Consider the following 25,491-nt stretch of genomic DNA (forward strand, 5'->3'; position numbering starts at 1 on the left):
GTCTTCGTCGTCCCGATCTTGCCGAGCAGTTCGACCTCGCCGGTGCCGAGCGCATAGGCAACCGTGATCGATTCCTTGTGAACGTCCAGGCCGACATACAACGTGCTATCGTTTTCCATTGCTGGCCTCCGTGCCGGAAATCGCCGGGTGTGACCCTGTCCACACCATGCGGCTCTGGCAGTCATGCTAACCCGCGCTTGATTCCTCCGCGGCAGGCCAGCCTCTACCTCGCGGAGTCATACTGACTACCGTGGCTCGTCGCGATGCCGGCGGAGACGCAACTGAGCATTCTTTCGCTAATCCTGTCGGGCGCCTTCGAGCGAATTCCGCGCTCATTGAAGCTTTGCTTCGCGCATGGCGGGGGCAGCTTCGCGTTTGTGCTCGGGCGCGTCGACAACGCATGGCGCGAGCGCGACATCGTGCGTGAGAGCTGTCCGCAGTTGCCGTCGTCGTACGTAGACCGGTTTGCGGTCGACAGCGCGGTGTTCGCCACCGGTGCGCTGCAACTGCTTGTGGATGTCATGGGCGAGGAACGGGTGCTACTTGGCTCGGACTATCCCTATCCGCTCGGGGAGCAGCAGATCGGCAGCCTGATTGACAGCCACCCGGGTCTGAGCGCGCGTGCGAAAGCGCGGCTGCTCGGCGAGAATGCCCAAGAGTTCTTCGGTTTGCCGCCTTTGAAGACGGTTGCCGCATCATTCGTGTCGTAAGACACAGGAGACAAACCATGTTGCCATCCGGACCGCACAAGGACGAAGCACTAGAGCTTCTGCGCACGGTGTTCGACGACATTCGCGCGCGCTCGCTCGACGAGGCGCTTGAAGTGCACCTCAATCGCGACTTCGGCGTTGGCACCCAGCCGTACGAACGCCTCGCGCAGCTCCTGAAACTGGGCGTCGAAGAAGGTTGGGTCGCCTATGTGAAGATCGAGGGCGACAACTATCGTCGCGGCCAGATCGCCGAACCCTCGTGGGAGACGGCCGGGATGAGCGTCGAGAGCGGGCTGCTGCAGGACGTGAAAGGGCAGTACCACTGCCATACGAAGGGCGAAATCAATATGATCGTCCCACTTGAGAACGACGGGCGGTTCTGTGGGACTGGAGCGGGCTGGCGCGTCTTTGCGCCGATGAGCGAGCACTTCCCGACCGTCACGGGCAAGGCACTGATGATGTATTTCCTGCCGGGCGGCGAGATCGAATATCGCCATCCGCCCGTCGCGTAAGCGCAGGCGAGGATCGACGATTCAACGTTCATTGCGGATATTTCATGAGTATCAGAATCCTGACCATCAGCGGCAGTTCGCGCCGCGACTCTCTGAATCAAAAGCTGGTCGACGTCGCGGCGGTCGGCGCGCGAGGCGCGGGCGCCGAAGTCACCGAAGCAAGATTGGCCAACTATGATTTGCCTGTCTACGACAGCGACTTCGAGGTAGAGCGCGGAATACCGGAAGCAGTGCGGGTGCTTCAGGAGCTCTTCGCGAGGCATGACGCACTGCTGATCGCGACGCCGGAATACAACGGTGGATATACGGCTCTCCTGAAGAATACGCTCGACTGGATCAGCAGGCCGCGTGCGGATGGATCGTCTGGCGTTTCGCTCTTTGCCGGCAAGACGGCGGCGCTCGTTTCGGCTTCGCCGGGGCAGCTTGGGGGCGTGCGCTCGCAAATCGGGATGCGCGCGGTTCTTGAAAAGCTGGGCACACTCGTGATTCCCGAAGCGTTTGCGCTCAGTGCCGCGCATCAGGCGTTCGATGACGAAGGGAAGTTGAAAGACAAGAACGTGGAGCTCGCGGTGTCCGGTGTCGGCGCCGCGTTGGTTCGAACCGCTGCGCGCCTTGCGTGAGAGGGCGGGCCGGCGCTTAGACCTTGCGCGCGCGAATCTCATGGCCTGCGGGCGCACAGTGCGCTGTCGCACCCGATGACAACGTGGCTCGAAGCGAAGGCGCAGTTTGCCGAAACCGATCTCCTGCGGCAGCTCTTCCCACGGAATGGCCGCTTGCAAGACATACAGGATGCGGCTCAATGCTGCTCGGTCAACGACCGTGCGGCATCGTCCACCTTTGGGCGACCGCGTGAATGCCGGAATCAGCGGTCCCAACGCCGCCCATAACTCGTTACTGAGTTGCCGTCTAGCTATGCCGCCAGCATATGGCGTTGTTAGCGACTCTAACACCAATTGCCAAGATTTCGGAACTCATATCGAGGCGTACCGACATTCTGGATGGCGAACGAAGGACTTCACAAGTTCGGGCCAATTCCTCGATGCGGCGCAAGCATCGGATGACAGAGAAACTTCCGGAACACAGTGGCGGTGACGGGGCCCTCGTGCACCATGAAGCGGAACTCCCCCTGAGCGTTGACAGCCGAAATCATGTTCAGCGAGAAACGCTTGCCAGTGATTTCCACCACCGGGGTGTTGCCCTGCGAAGCCCATATCGTACCCATGTGGTAGTCCGAACGAATCTCCGACTCATCATCAAAGTAGATGATCGCTCCCACTGCCCGCGCCTCGGCTCGAATCGCCGGCTACGTTGTTTTGAACTCCCATTGTTGCACCAGCGTCGCGGCCTGTTGCTACGCTTCGTCGCTTGGCAGCCGCCCAGCTCACTTGGAATTTGACGCGCTGGATTTTCGAACTCGACTGTACCGGGTGTGACGATCATGCCTGGACCAAAGAGCAACGCGCAAAAAAACGGCCTCCGAAGAGGCCAAAGTTCAGGCAACTTAGATTGGATTGGACGGGGTTATTGAGTGCCGTCTTCAGAACTTACTTTCTGTCGACAGAGTAGCGACCCGGGCCCGTCACAGCGAGAAGGAGCAGGCCGCCAGCGATACTGACGTTCTTGTAGAAGTTAACCATCGCCATGTACTGGTCCATGCCCGTCAGCGCCCAGTAGCGGTGGCCGATTAGTGCTGTTGCGACAGTGTAGACGGTGAAAATGACTGCAATGGGGCGGGTAAAGAAGCCGACAGCAATAAGTATTCCGAATAAAAGCTCAACGGCCACAGCGATGATTGCGGACAGAATGGGCAGCGGCGCGCCAACGGAAGCCATGTATCCAACGGTGCCGGCGAAGCCAGCCAGCTTTTGCCAGCCGAACAGGACGAAGAGCACCATCATCAGAATGCGGGCAGCGAGGATGAAGCCGTCGCGCTGATTGTCGAGAGAAAAATAACGCATGATTGATTCCTTTCACGGGGTGGGATGCTACTAGTCGCCGGATTATGCTTTTGCCCACGATGGCTCCTCAGCGTTATCCAGATAATCGGTCGGCCTTGGCGTCAGCAAGAAGATATTGCCGGGCCTGCATCAATGCGAGGTAGTTTTACGCAACCGACCCGTTGAATCAATCTGGCGGCCGGGTATTCAGAGTCACGGAAAAGTTGACAATCGCGCTGCTCAGGCCTGGCCGGGGCAATGCGACGATGATGGGACGGGGCGGACTACGTTGCCACACGGAGTATATGGGCCGGGCTAATTGCGCTGGACGCGACGGGTGAGATGCCGAGCAACCGTGCTGCCGAGCGAGCCTTGGCGATGTTGCGGATACACCGAGCTTAGCCGTAGCGGCGGCGGAACAAACGAATCAAGGCTCGCATGATGCGTCGAAGAAACAGACTATCCGTGATGTTTGCTCAGCGGCGCTTCGTCAACCAAAGCGCGACAGAGAGTACTGCGAAACGCGATTGACTCCACATGGTGTTCGCGTAGGCTTTGGGGCTATCGCTTGCTGTCGTCGACATGCATGAAGATGAGGCTGCGTAACGACGCGGATGTTGCCGTCCTGGCCCCGCTGCAGCAAGCCCCCAGCGCAACACCGAAATCAGAGGTTTTGACTCTCTAGAGTCCTGAGAATCACTAACTCGAAGTTGCCGGTGAGAAGGGTCCGTTTGTACGTCGGGCATAGAGCTGCGCACGCAATATCGAAGCGCAGTTAGTATTCTTAATCGATCATTTAGATCGCCATGTAAACCTGGATAACTCAAATGGCCAAAATTCTGGTGCTGTATTACTCCTCGTACGGTCACATCGAAACGATGGCAAGTGCTATCGCTGAAGGTGCAAAGTCGGTGGCAGGCGCGACCGTGACGCTCAGGCGCGTGCCCGAGACAATTCCCTCCGAGCAGGCGAAGGCGGCTGGCATCAAGCTTGACCAGGCTGCACCCGCTGCGACGGTCGATGAACTCGCCGACTACGACGCCATCATCTTCGGCACACCGACCCGCTTCGGCAACATGGCTGCGCAAATGCGCAACTTCCTCGACCAAACCGGCGGGCTGTGGATGAAGGGTGCGCTGGTCGGCAAAATTGGCAGCGTGTTCGCTTCGACCGGAACGCAGCACGGCGGGCAGGAGACCACGATTTCGTCTTTCCACTCAACGCTGCTCCACCACGGTATGGTCATCGTCGGTGTTCCGTACGCTTGCGCGGGCCTCACGAGGATGGACGAAATCACCGGCGGCACGCCGTATGGCGCAACGACGCTGGCTGGCGCGGACGGTAGCCGTCAGCCGAGCGCGAACGAGTTGGACATCGCGCGCTACCAGGGCAAGCACGTCGCCGAGCTGGCGTCGAAGCTCGCTTCCTGATAGTTGGCCCCCCGGGGAGGTGCGGCCTCCGGGCAGCGTCACACGTGCGCCGCAGGTACTCTCAAGCCTGACCTCGGGGTCCCAGCAAGATGAGCGCTTATGTGCTGCAGAGCATGAGATCGAGCCTTGTTGAGCCCCGACCGAAATCAGCCTTCTGAATTGTTGCACGCCAGATTCTGCTCAGGCGTGCCTTTTCGGGTATTCAAACTCGGAATACCACCATTTCAAAGTTTGATTATCCGGCCGCGGGGAACACGCCGAGAATGGTTCGCAGGTTCTTGGAAGAGAGCCCCGGACAATCGAAGTTACCAGCTGGAGCGCGCAAAGAAGAGATGTTGCAGGCCGTAAGCCGCCTGTGCGACGACATTTTGGATCGTCACTTCGATACGGCCCTCGAGGCACACCTGAACCAGGCGTTCGGTCCGGGGATCTTGAGTGGCTGGTATCCATCTATGGTGCGGCATTGTATTGAACCGCTGTACGGCTGACCTGAATTTCCGCAGTGGCAATCGACTTTGAGCGCAGAAGATTCTTGTTGTTGTATGTCGATTTTCCTTTTTGGACAGTCTGATGTGCATAGGACTACTTTCGAAGGACCGCACCATGTCGCAACTAAAGGCACCTCCGGTGTCCCTGCTTGACCGCTATGAAGGCGAGGACGTTCTACCGATTTACACGACGAGCGTGACGGTCTCGGGCGGCGAGGCCTGTCACGGCCGAGCCTCGGGACGTGCTCGTTCGGATGACGGCGAACTGGACCTCGCCTTGCGCTTGCCGAAGCAGCTAGGCGGCAAGGGCGGAGGGACAAATCCTGAGCAGCTTTTTGCCGCGGGATTTGCCGCCTGCTTTCATGGGGCGATGGTCCTCGTCGCTGCGCGCCGCAAGCTTCATCTGCCTGATGATTTTTACATCCAGGTTCGCGTGACCTTTGGTCGCGATCCGGACGATGGTCTCTTCCTGTTATTGGCGCATGTCGAAGTTGCTCTGCCATCGCTCGACAGGGTGCAGGCAGAGGCGTTGATCGCCGAGACGGATGCGACGTGCCCTTACTCGAAGATGGCTCGGCAAGGCATCTCGTCGACGTTGACGCTTCTCTGAGGAAATGGGTGGCGTCGAGGTGACGTCCTCCGCCCGCTACCCGTTACCGATCGGTCAAATGCGCGATAAGCGCCTTCGTGGCCGCTGTCACGGATATATAAAGCTCGCCCGGGATGTTGGGGGCACGGTGAGCGGCACATCGGCGACAGAAGCAAGGCGGAAATTGCCCACCTAGGCGCAACCCCTATTATCAGGGAATGGCTGTGGATAAATTGCAGAGCATGAGAGCGTTCGTGCAGATCGTAGACTGCGGAAGCTTTACGGCCGCCGCGGAACGTTCGGATACCTCAAAGACATTGATGTCCCGCTCCGTCGCAGAACTTGAAGCGAGCCTGCACACGCGCCTTTTGCAGAGGTCGACAAGGCGAGTCGCGCTAACCCAGGCGGGCGAACGCTATCTGACGCATTGCCGGCGGATCATCTCCGAAATCGAGGAAGCAGACACAGAGGTGTCCAACTCGCAAGCCTCTCCTACCGGAACGTTGCGCGTACACGCAACTCCAAGTTTGGGTCAATATTTCGTCGCCCCAGCTGCCGTCATGTACAGGAACCGATATCCCAACGTCTGCATTGAGCTGGCATTGAGTCAGGATGCACCGGAGTTGATCGACAGCCGGTACGACGTTGCGGTGCAGATGTCGTTGGGCCCAATGCCTGACTCAGGGCTTGTGGCCATCAAACTTGGAACTTCCTACAGCGTGCTTTGCGCTTCACCAACCTACCTGGAGCGACACGGAACGCCGAGGACCATTGAGGACTTGCAGGCGCATGCGTGCACGCACGTTGCCACGCCGTTTTTCCCCGCGGATCGGTGGCTGTTCGACGGATCCGAAGGCGGCCCAGCGTTCCCTTTGCCCAACGTGTCGTTCAGGGCGAACAACGCGGAAGCGATGGCTGCTGCCTTACGTGAAAGCGTAGGCATCGGACCATTGCCGGCAGCGAGCGCGATTGAATCGCTCAAGACGGGAGACCTTGTCAGAGTGCTGCCTGATCATCGCCTTCAGAACGTTACGTTGCATGCGATATACGCGTCCCGTCGATATCTGGACACGAAGATTCATAAGTGGGTCGAGTTTCTTCGCGAAGTAATACCCGAGAAACTTGCTCAACTCGATATGGCGCTCGATGTGTAGTTATTCGAAACGCCCTATGCAGACTCATCGGCAGCGGCATACAAATGGAGAAACAGACTGTGTCGTCCCAGAAAGTTTCGAGAATTTTCATCATCGGGGCGACGGGGGCGCAAGGCCGACCCGTCGTTCGCGGTCACTTCGGCGACGGTCAATATTCCGTTCATGCTCTTAGTCGCAATGCCAACCCGGCTCACGCGAAGTCCCCCGTCGACATCGGAACAGGCAATGGCAAGCACGCGTAACTCACTGCGCCTGATGGTCGAGCACTGGCTCGCCCCGGATCCCGCGCGGGGGGTGCGGGTCATTGAGTTCAGGAACAGGCGATTACCACGTGAATGCTACGTATGTGTCGAGACGTGTAGGACATCGGGTCCCGTCGCGCTGTTCTTCTTTCGTCATCAAGACGGCGCGTGGCGAATATTTCCACCGGATCGCGAGCGGCCAGCGATGCGCGTCACCTGAAGCTCGATCAACGTTTTACTCACCACAATAGACTTCACGAGCGGAGTTATGAACTATGCCATCCCAGAATATTTCCAGAATTTTTGTCATCGGGGCGACGGGGGCACAAGGCCTGCCCGTCGTTCGCGGCCTCGTCGGCGACGGTAAATATTCCGTTCTCGCTCTCAGTCGCGATGCCAACTCGGCTCGCGCGAAGTCTCTCGTCGACATTGGCAATGTATCGATTCTCGAGGGTACGTTCGCAGACGAAGCGAATCTGAGGCAGGGCTTTCGCGCTTGCGATGGGGCGTTTGTCAACATCGACGGCTTCAATACGGGGGAAAAGACCGAAATCTACTGGGCGATCCGTTGCTACGAAATCGCTCTCGAGGAAGGGGTCAAGTTCTTCGTCTACGGCAACCTGGACTATACGCTGAAGAAGGCGGGATACCACTCGAGGTTCCGTACCGGTCACTATGACGGCAAAGGCCGCATCGGTGAATGGATTCTGTCTCAAAACCAGGCAAACCGGGACAGGATGGGTGCGGCTCTTTTCACTACCGGCCCGTACATGGAGATGGCGTTCTCGTCGAAGACACCCATGACTCCGACCGTCGAGGACGGCGTGTTGACGTGGCGAGTGCCGCTCGGCGACGGCGCTGTCGTACACGTTGCGCTTGAAGACTGCGGATATTATGTCCGCTGGCTGTTCGACAATCAGGGACGCGCCAACGGCATGGATCTAGAGGTTGCGATCGAACACGTCAAATATGCAGACCTCGCCGCGGCATTCGAGCGTGTAACGGGGCATCCTGCACGATATATCGATACGAGTCTCGAAGACTACTTCAATGGCCCGCTAAAGGCGGCTGCGGATATGCCAGCGGGATACAACGCAGACCCCAACGACAAGAGCACGATGAGCTTCCGGGACAACTTTACCGGGTTCTGGAATCAGTGGAAGCACGGCATCATCAAGCGCGACTATGCTTTGCTCGACGAAATCCATCCCAACAGAATTCGCAATGTCGAGCAGTGGTTGCGAAGGCAGGAGCATTTGGAGCAAGAGGCTGGCCGAGGCAGCCTTTGGGAGCGGCTTCAACCCGAGCACTTGCACAAGCATTCGATCCTGAAGATTGGCGAAGACCAGCGGCGCGGGAAATTGTAAAGAGCTATTCAGGAAAAGTCCGATATGGTGGTCATTCGAATATGAAACCGCCGAGAATTGGCTTATACGGCGAGCCTGCCCGGCGGGATCAGAACTCGTCCCGGAATTGGTCCGGAGCACCTTCCATTTCAGCCATTCGCATGCGAAGTATCAGGTTATTCACATGCGAATTAAAGTCGCTGGAAGTTGGAGAACTGCTGACTGAAGAGTTGACGTCAGGGAGCTGGCGTGATTTTGTCAGACAAAACGCTCCGCATAACCCGGTGGTCTGTCGCGCGTACTGTTGAATACCATTCGACAGTTTGTCAAGCAGACGAGGCTCGAACAAAACGAACGGTTGATCGATAATCGTCCAGCGAACTGATAGAGCCAGGAGACAGAATGAATCACCACGAGACGCTAGTTCCTGCCATGCGACGCGTTCATGAAACCTTCGTCTCGCATTGCGGGTCGCGTAGAGACCAGGCGGCGCTTGTCGATGATTTTCGCACGCTCACGTATGGAGAGCTTGGCGACGCCGTCACTGCGCTCGAGCACTGTCTACGCGACGCAGGCGTACGTGCCGGCGACCGGGTGTTGCTGGTAGCGGAGAACTGTGTGGCAGCTGCTGCATGCACGCTTGCCCTGAGCAAGCTTGACGCATGGGCGGTGACGGTCAACGCACGCCTCTCACCGCGTGAAATCGATGATTTCCTCGCGCATTGCGGCGCGCGGCGTGCACTCTATTTCAATACTGTCTCGAAAGAGGCCAGGGCGCATGCGGAGCAGCACGGCGCGCAGCGCGTCGATTGGCCCTATGTCGGCGAACTGATGCTCGGACCGCTGAACGCCGCGGCGGTACCGGAACTTGGGGAGCAAGACGCCAGTCAAGTCTCGACCCTGGTCTATACCACCGGTACGACGGGCGCACCCAAGGCAGTCATGCTGACTCATGCGAACTTGCTGTTCGCGGCCGCCAATGGCCGTCGCATGGGCCGCATCATGACTGGCGACATCCTCTATGCAGTCGTGCCGATAGCTCACATCTACGGGGGGACGTTGGTCATCGGGGCTCTGCTGAACGGTGCAACGATCCGCCTTGTCCCGCGTTTCAACCCGGAATCGGTTGCGAAGGCTCTTGCGAACGAGGGAATCACAGTGATGAACGGCGCTCCGGCGATGTACGCCAAGTTGCTCGAATGGAGCGAGCGGGCCGGTACGCCATTGCGCGCGCCTTCGTTACGTATTGCGCAGGTGGGTAGTGCACCGCTTACGTTGCCACTCAAGGAAGCCTTCGAGCGGACATTCGGCTTGACGTTGCAAAACGGCTACGGGATGACCGAAGCGTCTCCGACCATTTCCCAGACGCGCGTGGATGCGCCGCGCAGCGATTGCTCCGTCGGACACGCGATATCGGGTGTCGAGATTCGGCTGAACGAATCCAACGAGGCCGGCGTCGGCGAGCTTTGGGCGCGTGGGCCAGGCGTGATGAAAGGCTACTACCGGGCGCCGGAGGCCACGGCCGAGACGATCACGCCGGATGGCTGGTTGCGCACCGGCGATCTCGCGCGTGTGGACCCAGACGGCGCGATCTGGATAGTAGGCCGCGCAAAGGACCTGATCATTCGTTCGGGATTCAATGTCTATCCGATAGAAGTCGAGCAGGTGCTCAATGCGTTCCCCGGCGTCCTGCAGTCCGCAGTTGTCGGCCGCGCCGTTGAAGGCAATGAGGAGGTTGTTGCCTACATCGAGCGGGCGCCAGGAAGCACACCCGATCTCGACGCACTGCGAGCGTACCTGGGCGCCAACCTGTCGCCGTACAAAGTGCCGTCAGAAATCGTTGTGCTCGATCAGATGCCGGCCGCAGCCACAGGAAAGATCCTGAAAAAGGAATTGCAGCTGCGTGCTGCAGAGAAGACAAAGGGCTGACGGCCCGGTTGCGCGAGGCTGCCGGCGCTGTTCAGACCCAGGTCCCCGCCAGCGACGCGATCGAATCGCGCAGGTAGTCGATGAGTGCGCGCGTGGATGGCGACGGGTAGCGATTCGGCAGCGTGAGGATGTACAGCGCGCCTCCGACCTCGGCGACACGGTAGCCCGGCAGGATAGGCTGGAGCGCCTCATAGCCAGGAGCGTGCGCCGCGTAGTCGGGCAACAGGCCGATTCCAATGCCGCGGCTGACAGCCTCCGTGAGAAGCGGGAAGTCTGCAGACTGCAGGATGGCCGGCAGCGCGACGGTGTACTCACCGGATGCGTCGCCTTCCGGCAAGAGCTTTAGCGTGACGGTCTGGCCGCGGTACGGCGAGCCGACCAATACCCGACTTTCTAGGTCGGCCGGCGTTTCGATCGGGCCGTGCTTCTGAAAATAGGTGGGGGACGCGAAGAGTCTCCAGTGAATCGGGCATACGTATCGCGCCACGCATTCCTCCGGGGGCTGCAGCGTGATCTTCAGTGCGACGTCTACTTGCGCCGCGATCAAGCTGTGTATGCGGTTGTTGAACACGACCGTCAAGGTGACGTCCGGATGCGTGCACATGAACTCGAGCAACATCGGCCCAACGAACATTCGGCCGAAACCGGTGGGCACGCTGATGCGAATATGGCCGCTCAGCGTCTTGCCAAGGCTGTCGATACGTGATCGTGTGGCGCTCAACTGTTCCAGCATGCGCCGGCCACCGTCATACATCGCGTGCCCGGCGTCCGTCAGATCGAGCTCGCGCGTTGAGCGGCGCAACAACTGGGCGCCGGTCTCACGCTCGAGCTGCTTGAGCCGGTGGCTGATGTTCGAGCGAGTCACGCCAAGCTTGCGCGCTGCCGCGCTGAGGCTTTTGGAATCGACGATTTCGATGAAAAGGCGAATCAGGTTAAGGTCCATATGCAACTATCAGGGAATGCAGCAGGTCGTCGAGGCGGCGTAATTGAACTGAAGAAAATAACGTGTATGCCTAACTATGGTAAGGAGACGCAGGTGAGGTAGAGAAATTGCATTCTATCCGCGATTGCGGTGTTGCTGAGCGTAGGAGCGCATGCTCACTCGGCTGGTAATCATGTAATCGAAATTGGGTGGTTGCACATTACCCCTATGGACTCGAGTGATCCACTCACGGTTCAGGGCGTTACCGTTCCAGCAACGCAAATAATTCGTATAGCTAATGATCGAATGGTTTTTCGTAAGATCTCCGTTGTCAAATTTGATTTAACAGTTCGTCAACGTCCAGACGGATTGTGAATCCGGTTGCCGCATTTCACAATCGGCCTGTACACCCCTCCGTTTCAGGATCCAAACCATGCGCGAAGCCGTCATTGTTTCCACCGCACGCACGCCGATGACCAAGGGGCATCGCGGCGAATTCAACATCACACCTGGTCCCACGCTCGCATCGTTCGCCGTGCGCGCCGCTGTGGAACGCTCGGGCATCGACCCGGAATTAATCGAGGATGTAATCCTCGGCTGCGGGTATCCCGAAGGCACCACTGGCCGCAACATCGCGCGTCAGACGGTCATTCGCGCGGGCTTGCCGCTGTCGATCGCGGGCGCCACCATCACCCGCTTCTGTGCTTCCGGCCTTCAGGCCATTGCAGGGGCGGCCGGCCGCATCGTCGTCGACGGAGCGCCGGCGATGATCGCGGGCGGCGTCGAAAGCATCTCGAACATCCGTACGCGCGACGACGGTGTGAGCGGGCTTGACCCGTGGATCGTCGAGCACAAGCCCGACCTCTATATGACGATGATCGACACCGCCGACATCGTGGCTCAGCGCTATGGCATCAGCCGCGAAGCGCAGGACCGGTTCTCGGTGGAAAGCCAGCGGCGCACAGCGCAGGCGCAGCTCGACGGTCGCTACGCCGATGAAATCGTGCCGGTTACGACGACCATGGCCGTGACCGACAAGGAGACGGGCGCCGTCAGTCATCGCGAGGTGACGGTCTCGGCCGATACCTGCAATCGCCCCGGCACGAGGTACGAGGCCCTCGCGAAACTCGCCCCGGTAAAGGGGCCGGATAAGTACGTCACGGCAGGCAACTCCTCGCAGTTTTCCGACGGCGCATCGGCCTGCGTGATGATGGAAGCGAAAGCGGCCGAACGGGCTAACCTCGCTCCGCTCGGCGCCTTCCGCGGTCTCGCGCTCGCGGCCTGCGAACCGGATGAAATGGGTATCGGCCCCGTGCTCGCCGTGCCGAAACTGCTCGCGCGCCATGGGCTCACAGTGGACGACGTCGGCCTGTGGGAGCTCAACGAAGCGTTCGCATCGCAGGCGCTCTACTGCCAGCAACGTCTCGAGATTCCGGCCGAGCGCCTCAACGTCAACGGCGGCGCGATCTCCATTGGTCATCCGTACGGCATGACCGGCTCGCGTCTCGCGGGACACGTCCTCATCGAGGGCCGCCGGCGCGGCGTGAAGTATGCGGTCGTCACGATGTGCATTGCTGGCGGCATGGGCGCCGCAGGGCTCTTCGAAATCTATTGAGAGAAACACGTCATGGATCTGAATTTCACCCCGGAAGAGGAAGCCTTCCGCGAGCGCGTCGTGCGCTTCCTGAAGGATAAACTTCCTGCGAGGCTTTCGGACAAGGTCCGAAACAGCTTGCACCTCACGCGTGACGACATCGTCGAGTGGCACGCCATCCTGAATGGACAGGGCTGGCTCGCGAATCACTGGCCCGAACAATATGGCGGCCCGGGCTGGAGCGCCGTGCAGAAGTTCATCTTCGAGAACGAATGCGCGCTGGCGTGTGCACCGCGCATCCTGCCGTTCGGCGTGAACATGCTCGGCCCCGTACTCATCAAGTACGGCAGCGAAGCCCAGAAGCGCTACTGGCTGCCGCGCATTCTCAACGGCGACGACTGGTGGTGCCAGGGCTATTCGGAGCCGGGCTCGGGTTCCGACCTGGCATCCGTGAGGACGACCGCGGTGCGCGGCATCGACGCGCAGGGCGAGCACTACATCGTCAACGGCCAGAAGACGTGGACCACGCTCGGCCAGCACGCGAACATGATCTTCTGCCTCGTGCGCACGGCATCCGATGTGCGCCAGCAGGAAGGCATCAGCTTCCTGCTCGTGGACATGAACACGCCGGGCGTCGAAGTGCGCCCCATCATCACGCTCGATGGCGATCACGAGATCAACGAGGTGTTCTTCACCGACGTGCGCGTGCCGGCGGCCAACCTGGTTGGCGAAGAGAACAAGGGCTGGACCTACGCCAAGTACCTGCTGACCTATGAACGTACGAATATCGCTGGCGTTGGCTTTTCAGTGGCGGCACTCGAGCGCCTGAAGGCCGTTGCGGCGAAGCGCACGCGCAACGGCCGGCCGCTCGCCGAAGATGCGTCGTTTGCCGCGCGCGTTGCCCGCGTCGAAATCGATCTGGAGAACATGAAGACCACCAACCTGCGCGTGATCGCGGCGGTGGCAGGCGGTGGCGTGCCGGGCGCGGAAAGTTCGATGCTCAAGATTCGCGGCACCGAGATCCGCCAGGAGATCACGTCGCTGATGCGCCGTGCGATGGGACCGTATGCGCAGCCGTTTATCGAGGAAGCGCTGCATGAAGGCTATGACCAGCCGCCCGTCGGCCTCGGGGATGCCGCGAGCGCCGCAGCGCTCTACTTCAACAATCGCAAACTGTCGATCTTCGGCGGTTCCAACGAAATCCAGAAGAACATCATTTCCAAAATGATCCTGGGACTGTAAGGGACGCACGTCATGAATTTCCAGCACACCGAAGACCGCCGCATGCTGACGGATACGCTGAACCGGTTCGTGAGCGAACAGTATGGCTTCTCGACGCGCGACACGCTCGCGCGCAGCGACGCAGGTTTCGGCCGCGAACTGTGGGGCCGCTTTGCGGAACTGGGTGCCGTAGGGGCGCTCTTCACGGAATGCGATGGCGGGTATGGCGGCAACGGGTTCGATATTGCCGTCGTCTTCGAGAGCCTCGGGCGTGGCCTCGTGGTCGAACCGTTCCTGGGCGCGCTCGTGGTCGGACAGGCGCTTGCTCTTGCGGGCAGCGGCGTGCAGAAGGCCATCATCGCGAGCCTGATCGAGGGGCGTGCCGTCGCCGCGCTCGCACATGACGAACCCGGCTCGCACTACGAGCTGGCAAAGGTATCGACGCGAGCCGTACGCGGCTCCAGCGGCTGGGTGCTTCATGGGGAAAAGGCCGTCGTGCAGCAGGGCGCGGCGGCCGACTTCTTCCTCGTCTCGGCGCGTACGAGCGGTACGGACGACGCTGAGGAAGGGATCTCGCTCTTTGTCGTCCCGCGCGAGACCGCGGGCATCGAGATGCGCGGCTATCGGAAGATCGATGGCGGACGCGCCGCCGAAGTCCGTCTTAGTGAAGTCTGCCTCGCTGACGACGCATTGCTCGGCGAGCGGGACGCGGGATTCGCGACACTGGAAGCCAGCATTGGCGCCGGCGTGCTGGCGTTGTGCGCGGAGGCGCTAGGCGCCATGGAAGTGGCGAAGGAGCACACGCTCGAATATCTGCGCACGCGCAAGCAGTTCGGTGTTGCGATCGGCAGCTTCCAGGCGCTGCAACACCGCATGGCCGACCTGTTGCTGGAAGTCGAGCAGGCCCGTTCGGCCGTCATCAACGCTGCTGCCGCGCTCGGCGCGGGCCGCGTCGAGCGCGAACGTGCGCTGTCAGCCGCGAAATACACGATCGGGCGCATCGGCGCTCGCGTTGCTGAGGAGTGCGTCCAGATGCATGGGGGCATCGGCATGACGTGGGAATTGCCGCTCGCGCACTACGCAAAGCGCCTTGTGATGATCGACCATCAGCTCGGCGACGAGGACCATCATCTCGCACGCTATATCGCACTCGGCAGGAACTAGAGTTATGAACGAACCGATTCTTTCGCACCGCGACTGCGCGGTGCAGGTGCTGTCCTTCAACAACCCGGGCGCACGCAATGCGCTCACCGCCGAGATGTATTCGGCGCTTCCTGCCGCGCTTGCACAAGCGCAGCAGGATCCCGGCGTCGGCGCGATCGTGCTGACGGGTGTGGGCGAGGCCTTTTGCGCTGGTGGCGATCTGAAGCGGCTTGCGCAACGGCGCGCGATGACGGCCGCCGAGCGGCGCGTCGGCATCGAAGGCCTGCACGACATGATTCGCGCCATCCGCGATTGCAGCAAGCCCGTGATCGCCGCGGTCGAAGGACCGGCGGCAGGCGCGGGTCTGTCGGTTGCACTGGCGTGTGACATGCTGGTCGCCGCGCGCAATGCAATGTTCTCGGTGGCGTACGTGAAGGTCGGCCTTTCACCCGATGGCGGCGCAACGGCGTTTCTGTCCGAGTTCGTCTCCCGGCAGTTGCTGACCGAGTTGTGTCTGACGGGTACACCCGTCACGGGTGAGCGGATGCACGCGCTAGGGGTCGTGAATCGCCTCGTCGCACCGCGCACGGCACTCCTGCAGGCCGTCGCGATCGCACAGGTGTTCGCGAGAGGCCCGGGGCGCGCGATCGAGCGAATCAAGCGCCTGTGCCGTTGCGCTGGCGAGAACACGCTCGAGGCGCAACTGGATCTCGAAGCGCGGTGCATGACAGAGTCGCTCGGCGATGACGAGGCAGCCGAAGGCATTGCCGCTTTCTTCGAGAAACGCCTCGCTGATTTTTCTGCACTGCGCCTCACCGCTTGATGGACTGTTCCATGAGCCAGACTGCGTTTTTTTCCAATGCCGTCACCAGACTGTTCGGCACACGCCTGCCCATCGTCGCAGGCGGCCTGATGTGGCTCGCCGACGCGGACTACGTCGCTGCCGCATCGCGTGCCGGCATCATCGGCTTTATCACTGCCGCGACCTTTCCCGAGCCGCAGGCGCTGCGCGCGGAGATCCGGCGCTGTCGCGATCTGTGCGAAGGCGGTCCGTTCGGCGTCAGCGTCTCGATGCTGCCGAAGCTCGTTCCCGGCGAGAAGACACTGCAAGTGCTCAGGCTCATCGTCGATGAGGGCGTTAAGTTCGTCGAGACTTCGGGGCGCAGCCCGGAGGCCTTCATGCCGCTGCTGAGGCACGCGGGCGTGAGGGTGCTCCACAAGGTGCCGGACGTGCGGTTCGCGGTGAAGGCGGCCGCGCTCGGCGTCGATGCTGTCGCGATCGTCGGTGCCGAATGCGGCGGACATCCAGGTCTCGACATGGTGGGATCGTTCGTCAACGCCGCCTGGGCCGAAAGCCATTTGGAGATCCCCTACCTCATTGGCGGCGGCATCGGCCACGGCTCGCAACTCGCCGCCGCGCTTGCGATGGGGGCGTCGGGCGTGATCGTCGGCACGCGCTTCGTCGTGGCCGAGGAGGTCTGGGCGCATGCCGGCTACAAGCGTCGGCTGATCGAAGCCGAACCGACCGACACGGATCTGTGCATGCAGTCCGTGCGCAACACCGTGAGGACGCTGCGCAACGAGACCACGGCCGCCGTGAAGGAGATGGAGGCGCAAAAACCGGATGTGACCATTCAGGACCTGATGCCTCTGGTCGCCGGCGAGATCGGCCGCAACGCGTACGTTACTGGCGACTGGTCGAGGGGATTGCTCGCGGCAGGGCAGTCGCTCGCATTTGTCGACCGCATCGAGCCGCTTGCCGACATTGTGGGCCGCTTCGAGCGCGACATGCGACAGGCGCTAGCGCGAGTGGCATTCAACTGAATCCGTTCATTTTCTTCCGACTAAAGCAGCAGGAATCAGCATATGTCTCATGGAGAATTCGTCGCGCGCTTCGGGCCGCGCGAATCGATGGAATACGATGTGGTGATCGTCGGTGGCGGCCCGGCCGGGCTGTCAGCGGCGATCCGCCTGAAACAGCTGGCGGCCGACAAGGGCGCCGAGATTGGCGTCTGCGTGCTGGAAAAAGGTTCGGAGATCGGGGCGCATATCCTCTCGGGCGCGGTGATGGACCCGCGCGCTATCAACGAACTGATACCGGACTGGAAGGAAAAAGGCGCGCCGCTCACGGTGGACGTGACCGAAGACCGCTTCCTGTTCCTCACCGAAACCGGCTCGAAGAGCGTGCCGACCTGGGCGCTGCCGGGCAACTTCAAGAACCACGGCAACTACGTGATCAGCCTCGCGAACGTCACGCGCTGGCTGGGCCAGCAGGCCGAAGCACTGGGCGTCGAGATATTCCCGGGCTTTCCGGCCGCTGAAATCCTCTATAACGACGACGGTTCGGTCAAGGGTGTGGCCACCGGCAACCTCGGCATCGGCAAGGATGGCGAGCCCACCGAGAACTTCCAGCTCGGCATGGAACTGCATGCGAAGTACACGCTCTTCTGTGAAGGTGCGCGCGGTCACCTCGGCCGTCAACTGAGCGATAATTTCCGGCTGCGCGTAGGCGCCGATCCGCAGGTCTACGGTATCGGCATCAAGGAGCTGTGGGAGATCGATCCTTCGAAGCACAAGCCGGGTCTGGTGATGCACACCGCCGGCTGGCCGCTGGAAAACGACACGTACGGCGGATCGTTCCTCTATCACATGGACAACAACCAGGTGGTAGTGGGCTTTGTGGTGGGGCTGGGCTACACGAATCCGTACCTGTCGCCGTTCGAAGAATTCCAGCGCTACAAGACACACCCGGCGATCCGCGCGATTCTGGATGGCGGCAAACGCGTGTCGTACGGCGCGCGGGCGATTACCGCCGGTGGCCTGATGTCGCTGCCGAAGCTCACGTTCCCGGGCGGCGCGCTGGTGGGCGACGACGCGGGCTTCCTGAACGCGTCGCGCATCAAGGGCTCGCATGCGGCGATCAAGACCGGCATGCTGGCTGCGCAAGCCGCGTTCGATGCGGTGCACGCAGGCCGTCGGAACGACGAACTCACCGCTTATCCGGAGAGCTTCAAGACCTCGTGGCTGCACACAGAACTGCATCGCGCGCGCAACTTCAAGCAGTGGATGAGCAAGGGCCTGTACCTCGGCACGCTGATGGTCGGCATCGAGCAGAAGTTGCTGGGCGGCAATGTGCCGTGGACGCTGCATCACCAGCGTTCGGACCACGAAACGCTGAAGCCGGCTTCGCAGTGCAAGCAGATTGTCTATCCGAAACCGGACGGCAAGCTGACCTTCGACCGCCTCTCCTCAGTGTTCATCTCGAACACGAATCACGAAGAAAACCAGCCGGCGCACCTGAAGTTGAAGGACGCCGGCGTGCCGATCACGGTCAACCTGCAAACCTACGCAGGCCCGGAAGCGCGCTTCTGCCCGGCGGGCGTCTACGAATTCGTCAGGAGCGACGACAACGAAGACCGCCTCGTCATCAACGCGCAGAACTGCGTGCACTGCAAGACCTGCGATATCAAGGACCCGACACAGAACATCGTGTGGGTCACGCCGGAAGGCAGCGGTGGCCCGAACTATCCGAACATGTAGCGTAGCAATGTTAAACACTCAGCTGACGGACGAGGAGTGCCTCAGGGCCGCTGGCGAACATCCGGGCACCTGATGGCCAGGCTGGATGCAATGGCTTGGGCAATACGGCGGCGAACCTGTCAAGGCGCGGGAGAGAGCGGATCGAGGGCCTTCCCGCTCGTCGAACCGGCGCCGGGGCGCTATGTGATGGAGCGCGCCTGACCCGATCGCGTTGGCGTGCGCTGATGCAGATCCACAGCGAAACAGCGAACTGATTTTTACCTGAGGAACTAAAAATGACTGACATTGTGATCGTTTCGGCCGCACGTACGGCAGTAGGCAAATTCGGCGGCTCACTCGCGAAGGTGGCGGCGCCCGACCTGGGCGCAATCGTCATCAAGGCCGCGCTCGAGCGGGCGGGTGTGACGCCCGAGCAGGTGAGCGACGTGATCATGGGTCAGGTGCTGACCGCTGGTTCGGGCCAGAACGTGGCGCGCCAGGCATCGATCAAGGCGGGCCTGCCCACGGCCGTTCCCGCCATGACGATCAACAAGGTATGCGGCTCGGGCCTGAAGGCGGTGATGCTCGCGGCCAACGCAATCATCGCGGGCGATTCGGACATCGTCGTGGCCGGCGGCCAGGAGAACATGAGCGCCGCGCCGCACGTGCTGCCGGGCTCGCGCGACGGCTTCCGCATGGGCGACGCGAAGCTCATCGACAGCATGATCGTCGACGGCCTGTGGGATGTGTACAACCAGTACCACATGGGCGTGACGGCGGAAAACGTCGCGAGGGAATACGGCATCACGCGCGAGGAGCAGGACGCGTTTGCGGCGCTGTCGCAGAACAAGGCGGAAGCCGCGCAGAAGGCGGGCCGTTTCGACGCGGAAATCGTGCCGGTGGCGATTCCCCAGCGCAAGGGCGAGCCGCTGCAGTTCGCGACCGACGAGTTCGTGCGCCACGGCGTGACGGCGGAGTCGCTCGCGGGCCTGAAGCCGGCGTTTAACAAGGAAGGCACGGTGACGGCGGCGAACGCGTCGGGCCTCAACGACGGCGCAGCCGCGGTCGTGGTGATGTCGGCGAAGAAGGCCGAGGCGCTGGGCCTCACGCCGCTCGCGCGCATCAAGGCATACGCCAGCGGCGGCGTCGATCCGAAGGTAATGGGCATGGGCCCGGTGCCGGCGTCGAAGCGTGCGCTGGAGCGCGCGGGCTGGTCGGTGAACGACCTCGATCTTATGGAGATCAACGAGGCATTCGCGGCGCAGGCGCTGGCCGTGAACAAGCAGATGGGCTGGGACACGTCGAAGATCAACGTGAACGGCGGGGCGATTGCGATCGGTCACCCGATCGGCGCGTCGGGCTGCCGGATTCTCGTGACGCTGCTGCACGAAATGCAGCGCCGCGACGCGAAGCGCGGCCTGGCCTCGCTGTGCATCGGCGGCGGCATGGGAGTTGCACTCGCTCTCGAACGCAACTAAGCCGTTCTGAAGCATTGCGGTTTGCCCGCGAGGCAGAAGCATCGTGCGCCGGCGGGCAAACCCACCACGTTTCGCGCATGACTAGCGGCACACAATAAGCAGCGCCAACTTGCCCGCGACGTCTTCGCCCATCGGGCGAGGACGCCGGGCCACCGAGTACGTGGCCGTCGAAGACTGGGGCGCCATGTGAATAATCGTAATTCTTCTCTCGTGGATTGACAGGATGACTAATCGTATTGCATTGGTAACGGGCGGAATGGGCGGTCTCGGCGAGGCGATCAGCGTGCGGCTGAACGACGCCGGCTACAAGGTCGTCGTCACGCACTCTCCCGACAACGCAGGCGCAAAGGACTGGCTGGCCAGAATGAAGGAGACGGGCCGCGACTTCCATGCATATTCAGTCGACGTTGCTGACTACGACTCGTGCCAGCGCGGCGCGCAGAAGATCCAGAACGAGGTCGGCCCCGTCGACATTCTGATCAACAATGCCGGCATCACGCGCGACATGACCTTCAGGAAGCTCGACAAGGTCAACTGGGATGCGGTGCTGCGCACGAATCTGGACTCTATCTTCAACATCTCGAAGCCACTATGCGACGGGATGGTTGAGCGTGCGTGGGGCCGCATCATCAATATTTCTTCGGTGAACGGCTCCAAGGGTTCCGTCGGCCAGACCAACTATGCGGCCGCAAAGGCGGGCATGCACGGCTTCACCAAGTCGCTGGCGCTGGAAGTGGCCCGCAAGGGCGTGACGGTCAACACCATTTCGCCGGGCTATCTCGCGACGAAGATGGTCACCGCGATTTCGCAGGAGATCCTCGATACGAAGGTCCTGCCGCAGATCCCAATGGGCCGGCTCGGCAATCCGGACGAGGTTGCCGCACTCGTGTTGTTCCTGTGCTCGGACGACGCAGGCTTCGTCACCGGCGCGAATATCCCCATCAACGGCGGCCAGCACATGCAATAAACACGTGTCTCCCGCCTGGAGGTCGGCGAGGACATCCAGGCCGATTTCTCAATATCGCACAAATCAGTGCGGCCTCCCGATGTCCCCGTGCGCGCCCCGTAGACACACAGGCACGGCTGTTGATTTGGGGAAATGAGATGGGTAAAACCTGGATCGATCTTGCGATCGGCATATCGACACTCGTCATCGCACTGCCCATGGCGGTTGCTCTCTGCTCGCGCGAAAAATATCGGGCGCGGATGTTCAGGGGCGCACGCAGGAGGCGTCTTTTGTCGCGGTATCAACGGCTCCGCATCGCTGAACACTCACAGTGCTTTCCTACGGCGTACGGCGCCTCCAGTGCCGCGGAAGAGACGTCTTCCGCAGTATCGGTGATTTAACATAAAAACAATTATCGCATTTTACTATGTAGTCCTTATGATTCCAGAGCACAATGCGGGCCGGCAGAGGTTCGGATTCGTGCCGGTGTCGGGACGGCGATGAAAATTTGAGGATCGAATTTTCACGCGCCCGAAGTTCGTGCGTTCGCCGGCGCCAGACGCTTCGCGCCGGGTCAGATGACGTTGAGATTCAGGCCGTCCGTAAGTTGCAGCACCTTTGTCCGTAACGGCTCGACGGCCATCGACTCGTCGCTGACAACAGTCAGGCGTGAGGACGGAAGCCGCTGGCCAAAAGGCATCACGCAACGGCCTGAATCATCCCTGCAGGAGTTCGCTCTGGGAGCGGGGCCATGACACCGGGGTTACACTGCTAGATAGCAGACCTTAGCAACAGGAGGACGCCATGATTGACCTCGGCCCGGAAAGCACGTTCCGGGGATTGCCTCTGACTGCTGAGCAGGATGCGGAAGTGAGGCACTACATCAAGGTGCAAATGCAGCGTCACCTTCCATGGGATACTCCCGAGCTGGACGCGATGCTCAGGGAGATGATCCGGCCCCCCGAGGTCACCGACGGGGGACCTGAAGCGAGGCAGACGAAGCGAGGGCGGCCGCCGAGCGCGCGAACGCGTCCATCGACGACGCGATGGAACCCGATGAGGCGAGCGAGGAATGGCATGCGGCCATCGAATCGGAAAACATGAAGCACCCCAGGGAATGAACCGGCGGCAGCCACGTTGCCAGCCGTCCTGATTCCCGCGAGCGCAGCCACGCCGCGGCGCCCACGAAGATGACCTTGAACGCTGCGTAGAGGTCGAGCCGCCATGACGCTCGCGCGCAGCATGTTTCCAATATTTCCGGGCTACGCGATGAGCTGCTGCGGCTGGTCACACCCCGGCAGTGACGCGAGACACAATGACGGTGCCACTTCGCGCCGCACTGCGTGTCGTGGAATCGGTCTCCTGACTCTTGACCAGGCGAGGGAACATGCGTGCGACGGGCTCCCGTCGCACGCATGTTCTGGAGATGAAGCCTTGTCGCCTGGCGGGGCCGCGTTGGAGCAACGACAGTGCAGTGCACTGCCTTCTGGCAATCGCGGGACGGCAATTCTGTGGGGGTGACGCCCCGACTCAAAGCTCCTCGCTGGGATCTGCGATATCGAGCCTGAACTGCCATCCTTCCATGCTCATGAGCATTCGCCCAAGTTCGTTCCACGAGACCTCCTTGCCATCGACCACGACGAGTGGCAAGTGTCCATCCCGAGCCTCATCCCATTTGATGCGCCCGCGCACCGTGCTGTCGATGATCCGGCGTTCACGAAAATCAATGTGCCGGACCGTGAGTGCGCGACGCATCTTCTCAATGAGGCGCCCGAGCAGTACGAGCACGTCGTCCTCGGGCTCGCCGATCAGCTGGAAGCGGTAGCCGGCGGGAAGATCGCCGCAAAGCTAGAAGGCATCCAGGGCGACCGCGTCGCCCAGCAGGCGGATCTGGAAGTGGAACTGGTGCGACTCTCCACTGCAGTCCGCCATCCGGATGGGATCGAGCCGGACACTCTCGAAATCGGTGAAGCCGGTTGACTCTGCAATCCTGGCGTTGAAGCAAAGGCTGCAGAGCAACTCGTAGCGGCCGTCACCGGAGCCGCAGTGTATCGTGTCCCACGGCGGCGTCAGGGTGCCACATTGTTCGCAACGCTCGTGTGCCATGTCGTGTTTGCTGTATCGGTTCTTCCTGCGATCGCGGGGGAGACGATGCCATTAGGTTGCCGGGAGCTGGTCACCGCACGCTGACAGCTGTGAGTTCATATTGACGCGGGCGGAAGCCCGGAGACCCTGCCGCCATTGTGACACCCATTAGCCGGTAGCGACTCGCGCGCCGATGAACATGGCGGCGAGGTGGTCGCCAGGCGCGGTGAAGAGTCGGACAGCCCCCGCGCGCCGGTGCAATCTGTACACGCCGGGGGATATCAAAGCTCAGCGTGGAAGCCGGCTTGCCCCGTCCTGGTGCTTCGAGCGGAGAGCTCCATCGCAGGGGGCCTTGGGAACGCGCGGGCCTCGAGCAGGGCGGGGACGCCCGTGCAGCCTGTGGTGCTCGCCTGCGCCTCGATGCGACGGGACCGTATCAGGCGATGGATAATGGGGCCATATCGTCCTGAAGAATCCTCCCCATTGCTCCGCGGCTTCCCGCTCTCCATAAATTGCGATTTTGCCGACATCATCTATAATGTTGGCAGATTCGCAAACTGTCGGAGGGAGTCATGATCCAGGTTCATGGTGACGCAAACACGGATGTCGTGTTGAATTTGCCGCTCCCGCGGGGAACCGATCCGGCCGTCGCCTCTACCCTAAAAAAGGGCATGCAGGAGCTGCTGACCGTTCTTCTGGCCACGCCCCAGTGGGAGACACAGGTTTTCCTGCGCGCGGATGACCTTGCGCGTGCGATCACTGGCCTGGCTGCGCCGACGCCCGCGTTGATCGAGGAGCGTATCCGGCGCCAGAAGACCATGCGCGAGGTTTTTGCGCGAGGCGACTGGCTGACGGCGGAGGAAATCAACAGGCTCCAGGCGACGCCGCCCACCAACAAGGCTCAGCCTGCGAGCGACTGGAAGCGCCGGGGCCGGATCTTCAGCGTGGCATTCAACGGCAAGGAATACTATGCGGGCTACCAGTTCGATGCGATGTTCCAGCCGCTGCCCGTTATCAAGGACATCCTCGAGGCGCTGGGTCCGGTCGCAGACAGCTGGAAGATCGCGGCGTGGTTTCATTTCCCGAACGGATGGATCGCTGGCACTGGCGGCCATGAGGGCGAACCTGCATCCCCGCGGGATGCCCTTGACCGGCACGATGCGGTGGTCGACGCAGCGGCGCGCCACACCAGTCACGGGTACATCGCCTGATGGCTGGTCCGCACATGCCTGGCGGCGCGGAAGCCTTCACCGTCGTGTCCGTCACGTGGGAAGACGTGCCGGTCTGGTATCACGCGTACTGCACGCACCCGCATGCAACGACCGCGACGACCTTTGCGCAGGGCTGGGGCAATACCCGCTTTGCGCCGATTTCCTGTCCGGATGGATCGCCGGTCCACACGTACTATGCTGCGAGTTCATTCGCCTGCGCCGTCATGGAGTCGCTGTTCCATGACGTGCCGCTGAGTCCGCCGGGCGTCTTCGACCTCGACCGGCTGACGCACTTCCGGCTCGCAAGGCTGACCATTCCGGATCCTATTCAGTGCGTCAGCTTTCACACGCCGCACATTCCTGCCCTGGACCTGACAAGGGCGGACCTGATAGACAGCCTGCCGGCCGTCTACGACTCGACGCGGAAGTGGTCCCAGGCAGCATACAACCAGTGCCCAGGCGCGCATGCCATCGCATACGGCTCCCGCAGGGATGATTCAGGCCGTTGCGTGATGCTCTTTGGCCAGCGGCTTCCGTCCTCACGCCTGACTGTTGTCAGCGACGAGTCGATGGCCGTCGAGCCGTTACGGACAAAGGTGCTGCAACTTGCGGACAGCCTGAATCTCAACGTCATCTGACCCGGCGCGAGCGTCTGGCGCCGGCGAACGCACGAACTTCGGGCGCGTGAAAATTCGATCCTCAAATTTTCATCGCCGTCCCGACCCCGGCACGAATCCGAACCTCTGCCGGCCGCATTGTGTTCTGGCATCATAAGGACTACATAATTGTCAAAGCCATTTTCAGATGTCCGCTTCCCGGCCAAGTTCAAGTGTCCGCTTTTGCGGGGTTCAGGTTTTGTCTTTCACGGGTTGCAGCTCACGCAGTGTCGAAGATCGGATCATGAACGGGCAGGGCATTCGCCCCTGTTCCATTAACGCCTGCTGATCGATGACCTGGTTTGCGCTGGGCCTGCGAAGGCTGCTTTTGCCCGGCCAGGTCGACGATCACCTGCTCGATGTCGGCCTGTGTAAATTC

General features: G+C 61.2%; 20 protein-coding genes and 5 pseudogenes. 20 read left to right on the forward strand and 5 right to left on the reverse strand.

Translation table 11 applies throughout. The features are described 5' to 3' along the window. Positions 1 to 119, reverse strand: a pseudogene (locus M3I53_RS36530) (IS110 family transposase); the annotation flags it as partial. A gap of 126 nt (positions 120 to 245) precedes the next feature. Between M3I53_RS36530 and M3I53_RS36535 the strand changes: the two are divergent. The 3 genes and pseudogenes from M3I53_RS36535 to M3I53_RS36545 all read left to right on the forward strand — a co-directional run. Further along, positions 246 to 710: pseudogene (locus tag M3I53_RS36535) on the forward strand (amidohydrolase family protein); the annotation flags it as partial. Positions 711 to 727: 17 nt separating this feature from the next. Continuing rightward, complete coding sequence (locus tag M3I53_RS36540; RefSeq protein ID WP_254320608.1) at positions 728 to 1,222, forward strand: DUF4863 family protein; 495 nt, start codon at positions 728 to 730, stop codon at positions 1,220 to 1,222. Between the two features lie 44 nt (positions 1,223 to 1,266). Next, positions 1,267 to 1,842 (forward strand): NADPH-dependent FMN reductase, encoded by a 576-nt coding sequence (locus M3I53_RS36545; RefSeq protein ID WP_254320609.1) that lies wholly within the window; start codon positions 1,267 to 1,269, stop codon positions 1,840 to 1,842. Positions 1,843 to 1,950: 108 nt separating this feature from the next. Here the strand turns inward: M3I53_RS36545 and M3I53_RS36550 are convergent. The 3 genes and pseudogenes from M3I53_RS36550 to M3I53_RS36560 form a co-directional block, all read right to left on the reverse strand. Continuing rightward, a pseudogene (locus tag M3I53_RS36550) lies at positions 1,951 to 2,136 on the reverse strand (transposase); the annotation flags it as partial. A gap of 116 nt (positions 2,137 to 2,252) precedes the next feature. Beyond that, a pseudogene (locus M3I53_RS36555) lies at positions 2,253 to 2,525 on the reverse strand (transposase); the annotation flags it as partial. Positions 2,526 to 2,766: 241 nt separating this feature from the next. Continuing rightward, the gene (locus M3I53_RS36560; protein ID WP_254320611.1) at positions 2,767 to 3,180 is read right to left on the reverse strand and encodes a DoxX family protein; all 414 of its coding nucleotides are present in this window, start codon (positions 3,178 to 3,180) and stop codon (positions 2,767 to 2,769) included. An 806-nt stretch (positions 3,181 to 3,986) separates the two neighbouring features. Between M3I53_RS36560 and wrbA the strand changes: the two genes are divergently transcribed. The 5 genes from wrbA to M3I53_RS36585 all read left to right on the forward strand — a co-directional run bounded on the left by wrbA (position 3,987) and on the right by M3I53_RS36585 (position 10,337). Then, a complete protein-coding gene (gene wrbA, locus M3I53_RS36565; protein ID WP_254320612.1) occupies positions 3,987 to 4,589 on the forward strand; it encodes an NAD(P)H:quinone oxidoreductase in 603 nt (200 codons plus the stop codon). A gap of 603 nt (positions 4,590 to 5,192) precedes the next feature. Beyond that, the gene (locus M3I53_RS36570) at positions 5,193 to 5,687 is read left to right on the forward strand and encodes an Ohr family peroxiredoxin (protein WP_254320613.1); all 495 of its coding nucleotides are present in this window, start codon (positions 5,193 to 5,195) and stop codon (positions 5,685 to 5,687) included. A 203-nt stretch (positions 5,688 to 5,890) separates the two neighbouring features. Beyond that, a complete protein-coding gene (locus tag M3I53_RS36575) occupies positions 5,891 to 6,820 on the forward strand; it encodes a LysR family transcriptional regulator (RefSeq protein ID WP_254320614.1) in 930 nt (309 codons plus the stop codon). A 517-nt stretch (positions 6,821 to 7,337) separates the two neighbouring features. Next, positions 7,338 to 8,429 (forward strand): NmrA family NAD(P)-binding protein, encoded by a 1,092-nt coding sequence (locus tag M3I53_RS36580; protein ID WP_254320615.1) that lies wholly within the window; start codon positions 7,338 to 7,340, stop codon positions 8,427 to 8,429. A 381-nt stretch (positions 8,430 to 8,810) separates the two neighbouring features. Beyond that, positions 8,811 to 10,337, forward strand: coding sequence for a class I adenylate-forming enzyme family protein (locus M3I53_RS36585; RefSeq protein ID WP_254320616.1), 1,527 nt, complete (start codon positions 8,811 to 8,813; stop codon positions 10,335 to 10,337). 31 nt (positions 10,338 to 10,368) lie between these two features. Here M3I53_RS36585 and M3I53_RS36590 read toward each other — a convergent pair whose 3' ends face one another. After that, complete coding sequence (locus M3I53_RS36590) at positions 10,369 to 11,280, reverse strand: LysR family transcriptional regulator (protein WP_254320617.1); 912 nt, start codon at positions 11,278 to 11,280, stop codon at positions 10,369 to 10,371. 412 nt (positions 11,281 to 11,692) lie between these two features. Here M3I53_RS36590 and M3I53_RS36595 point away from each other — a divergent pair, with 412 nt between their 5' ends. The 12 genes and pseudogenes from M3I53_RS36595 to M3I53_RS36650 all read left to right on the forward strand — a co-directional run bounded on the left by M3I53_RS36595 (position 11,693) and on the right by M3I53_RS36650 (position 25,094). Further along, positions 11,693 to 12,874: an acetyl-CoA C-acyltransferase gene (locus M3I53_RS36595; RefSeq protein ID WP_254320618.1), complete on the forward strand. Its 1,182-nt coding sequence runs from the start codon at positions 11,693 to 11,695 to the stop codon at positions 12,872 to 12,874. A 12-nt stretch (positions 12,875 to 12,886) separates the two neighbouring features. Continuing rightward, positions 12,887 to 14,095: an acyl-CoA dehydrogenase family protein gene (locus tag M3I53_RS36600; protein WP_254320619.1), complete on the forward strand. Its 1,209-nt coding sequence runs from the start codon at positions 12,887 to 12,889 to the stop codon at positions 14,093 to 14,095. Positions 14,096 to 14,107: 12 nt separating this feature from the next. Further along, on the forward strand, positions 14,108 to 15,238 hold the full coding sequence (locus M3I53_RS36605; protein ID WP_254320620.1) for an acyl-CoA dehydrogenase family protein: 1,131 nt from the start codon (positions 14,108 to 14,110) through the stop codon (positions 15,236 to 15,238). A gap of 4 nt (positions 15,239 to 15,242) precedes the next feature. Beyond that, on the forward strand, positions 15,243 to 16,040 hold the full coding sequence (locus M3I53_RS36610) for an oxepin-CoA hydrolase, alternative type (protein WP_254320622.1): 798 nt from the start codon (positions 15,243 to 15,245) through the stop codon (positions 16,038 to 16,040). Positions 16,041 to 16,051: 11 nt separating this feature from the next. Next, on the forward strand, positions 16,052 to 17,041 hold the full coding sequence (locus M3I53_RS36615) for a nitronate monooxygenase family protein (RefSeq protein WP_254320623.1): 990 nt from the start codon (positions 16,052 to 16,054) through the stop codon (positions 17,039 to 17,041). 42 nt (positions 17,042 to 17,083) lie between these two features. After that, entirely contained in the window at positions 17,084 to 18,757 is a 1,674-nt protein-coding gene (locus M3I53_RS36620; protein WP_254320624.1) for an electron transfer flavoprotein-ubiquinone oxidoreductase, read from the forward strand. Between the two features lie 275 nt (positions 18,758 to 19,032). Next, complete coding sequence (locus M3I53_RS36625; protein WP_254320625.1) at positions 19,033 to 20,214, forward strand: acetyl-CoA C-acetyltransferase; 1,182 nt, start codon at positions 19,033 to 19,035, stop codon at positions 20,212 to 20,214. A 223-nt stretch (positions 20,215 to 20,437) separates the two neighbouring features. Further along, positions 20,438 to 21,181, forward strand: a complete 744-nt coding sequence (phbB, locus tag M3I53_RS36630; protein WP_254320626.1) for an acetoacetyl-CoA reductase — start codon at positions 20,438 to 20,440, stop codon at positions 21,179 to 21,181. A 783-nt stretch (positions 21,182 to 21,964) separates the two neighbouring features. Beyond that, positions 21,965 to 22,281 (forward strand): annotated as a pseudogene (locus tag M3I53_RS36635) (hypothetical protein). 529 nt (positions 22,282 to 22,810) lie between these two features. Continuing rightward, entirely contained in the window at positions 22,811 to 23,140 is a 330-nt protein-coding gene (locus tag M3I53_RS36640; RefSeq protein ID WP_254320627.1) for a hypothetical protein, read from the forward strand. A gap of 677 nt (positions 23,141 to 23,817) precedes the next feature. After that, the gene (locus M3I53_RS36645) at positions 23,818 to 24,456 is read left to right on the forward strand and encodes a hypothetical protein (RefSeq protein ID WP_254320628.1); all 639 of its coding nucleotides are present in this window, start codon (positions 23,818 to 23,820) and stop codon (positions 24,454 to 24,456) included. Then, complete coding sequence (locus M3I53_RS36650; RefSeq protein ID WP_254320629.1) at positions 24,456 to 25,094, forward strand: RES family NAD+ phosphorylase; 639 nt, start codon at positions 24,456 to 24,458, stop codon at positions 25,092 to 25,094. The genes M3I53_RS36645 and M3I53_RS36650 overlap by 1 nt, the downstream gene beginning before the upstream one ends. Positions 25,095 to 25,491 lie beyond the last annotated feature (397 nt).

Source organism: Paraburkholderia sp. CNPSo 3272, assembly GCF_024206495.1.
Taxonomy (GTDB): domain Bacteria; phylum Pseudomonadota; class Gammaproteobacteria; order Burkholderiales; family Burkholderiaceae; genus Paraburkholderia.

Excerpts from the sequence above, each read along its gene's own strand:
- M3I53_RS36540 (WP_254320608.1), top strand. The coding sequence starts at position 728 with ATGTTGCCATCCGGACCGCACAAGGACGAAGCACTAGAGCTTCTGCGC.
- M3I53_RS36545 (WP_254320609.1), top strand. The coding sequence starts at position 1,267 with ATGAGTATCAGAATCCTGACCATCAGCGGCAGTTCGCGCCGCGACTCT.
- M3I53_RS36560 (WP_254320611.1), bottom strand. The coding sequence starts at position 3,180 with ATGCGTTATTTTTCTCTCGACAATCAGCGCGACGGCTTCATCCTCGCT.
- wrbA (WP_254320612.1), top strand. The coding sequence starts at position 3,987 with ATGGCCAAAATTCTGGTGCTGTATTACTCCTCGTACGGTCACATCGAA.
- M3I53_RS36570 (WP_254320613.1), top strand. The coding sequence starts at position 5,193 with ATGTCGCAACTAAAGGCACCTCCGGTGTCCCTGCTTGACCGCTATGAA.
- M3I53_RS36580 (WP_254320615.1), top strand. The coding sequence starts at position 7,338 with ATGCCATCCCAGAATATTTCCAGAATTTTTGTCATCGGGGCGACGGGG.
- M3I53_RS36585 (WP_254320616.1), top strand. The coding sequence starts at position 8,811 with ATGAATCACCACGAGACGCTAGTTCCTGCCATGCGACGCGTTCATGAA.
- M3I53_RS36590 (WP_254320617.1), bottom strand. The coding sequence starts at position 11,280 with ATGGACCTTAACCTGATTCGCCTTTTCATCGAAATCGTCGATTCCAAA.
- M3I53_RS36595 (WP_254320618.1), top strand. The coding sequence starts at position 11,693 with ATGCGCGAAGCCGTCATTGTTTCCACCGCACGCACGCCGATGACCAAG.
- M3I53_RS36600 (WP_254320619.1), top strand. The coding sequence starts at position 12,887 with ATGGATCTGAATTTCACCCCGGAAGAGGAAGCCTTCCGCGAGCGCGTC.
- M3I53_RS36605 (WP_254320620.1), top strand. The coding sequence starts at position 14,108 with ATGAATTTCCAGCACACCGAAGACCGCCGCATGCTGACGGATACGCTG.
- M3I53_RS36610 (WP_254320622.1), top strand. The coding sequence starts at position 15,243 with ATGAACGAACCGATTCTTTCGCACCGCGACTGCGCGGTGCAGGTGCTG.
- M3I53_RS36615 (WP_254320623.1), top strand. The coding sequence starts at position 16,052 with ATGAGCCAGACTGCGTTTTTTTCCAATGCCGTCACCAGACTGTTCGGC.
- M3I53_RS36620 (WP_254320624.1), top strand. The coding sequence starts at position 17,084 with ATGTCTCATGGAGAATTCGTCGCGCGCTTCGGGCCGCGCGAATCGATG.
- M3I53_RS36625 (WP_254320625.1), top strand. The coding sequence starts at position 19,033 with ATGACTGACATTGTGATCGTTTCGGCCGCACGTACGGCAGTAGGCAAA.
- phbB (WP_254320626.1), top strand. The coding sequence starts at position 20,438 with ATGACTAATCGTATTGCATTGGTAACGGGCGGAATGGGCGGTCTCGGC.
- M3I53_RS36645 (WP_254320628.1), top strand. The coding sequence starts at position 23,818 with ATGATCCAGGTTCATGGTGACGCAAACACGGATGTCGTGTTGAATTTG.
- M3I53_RS36650 (WP_254320629.1), top strand. The coding sequence starts at position 24,456 with ATGGCTGGTCCGCACATGCCTGGCGGCGCGGAAGCCTTCACCGTCGTG.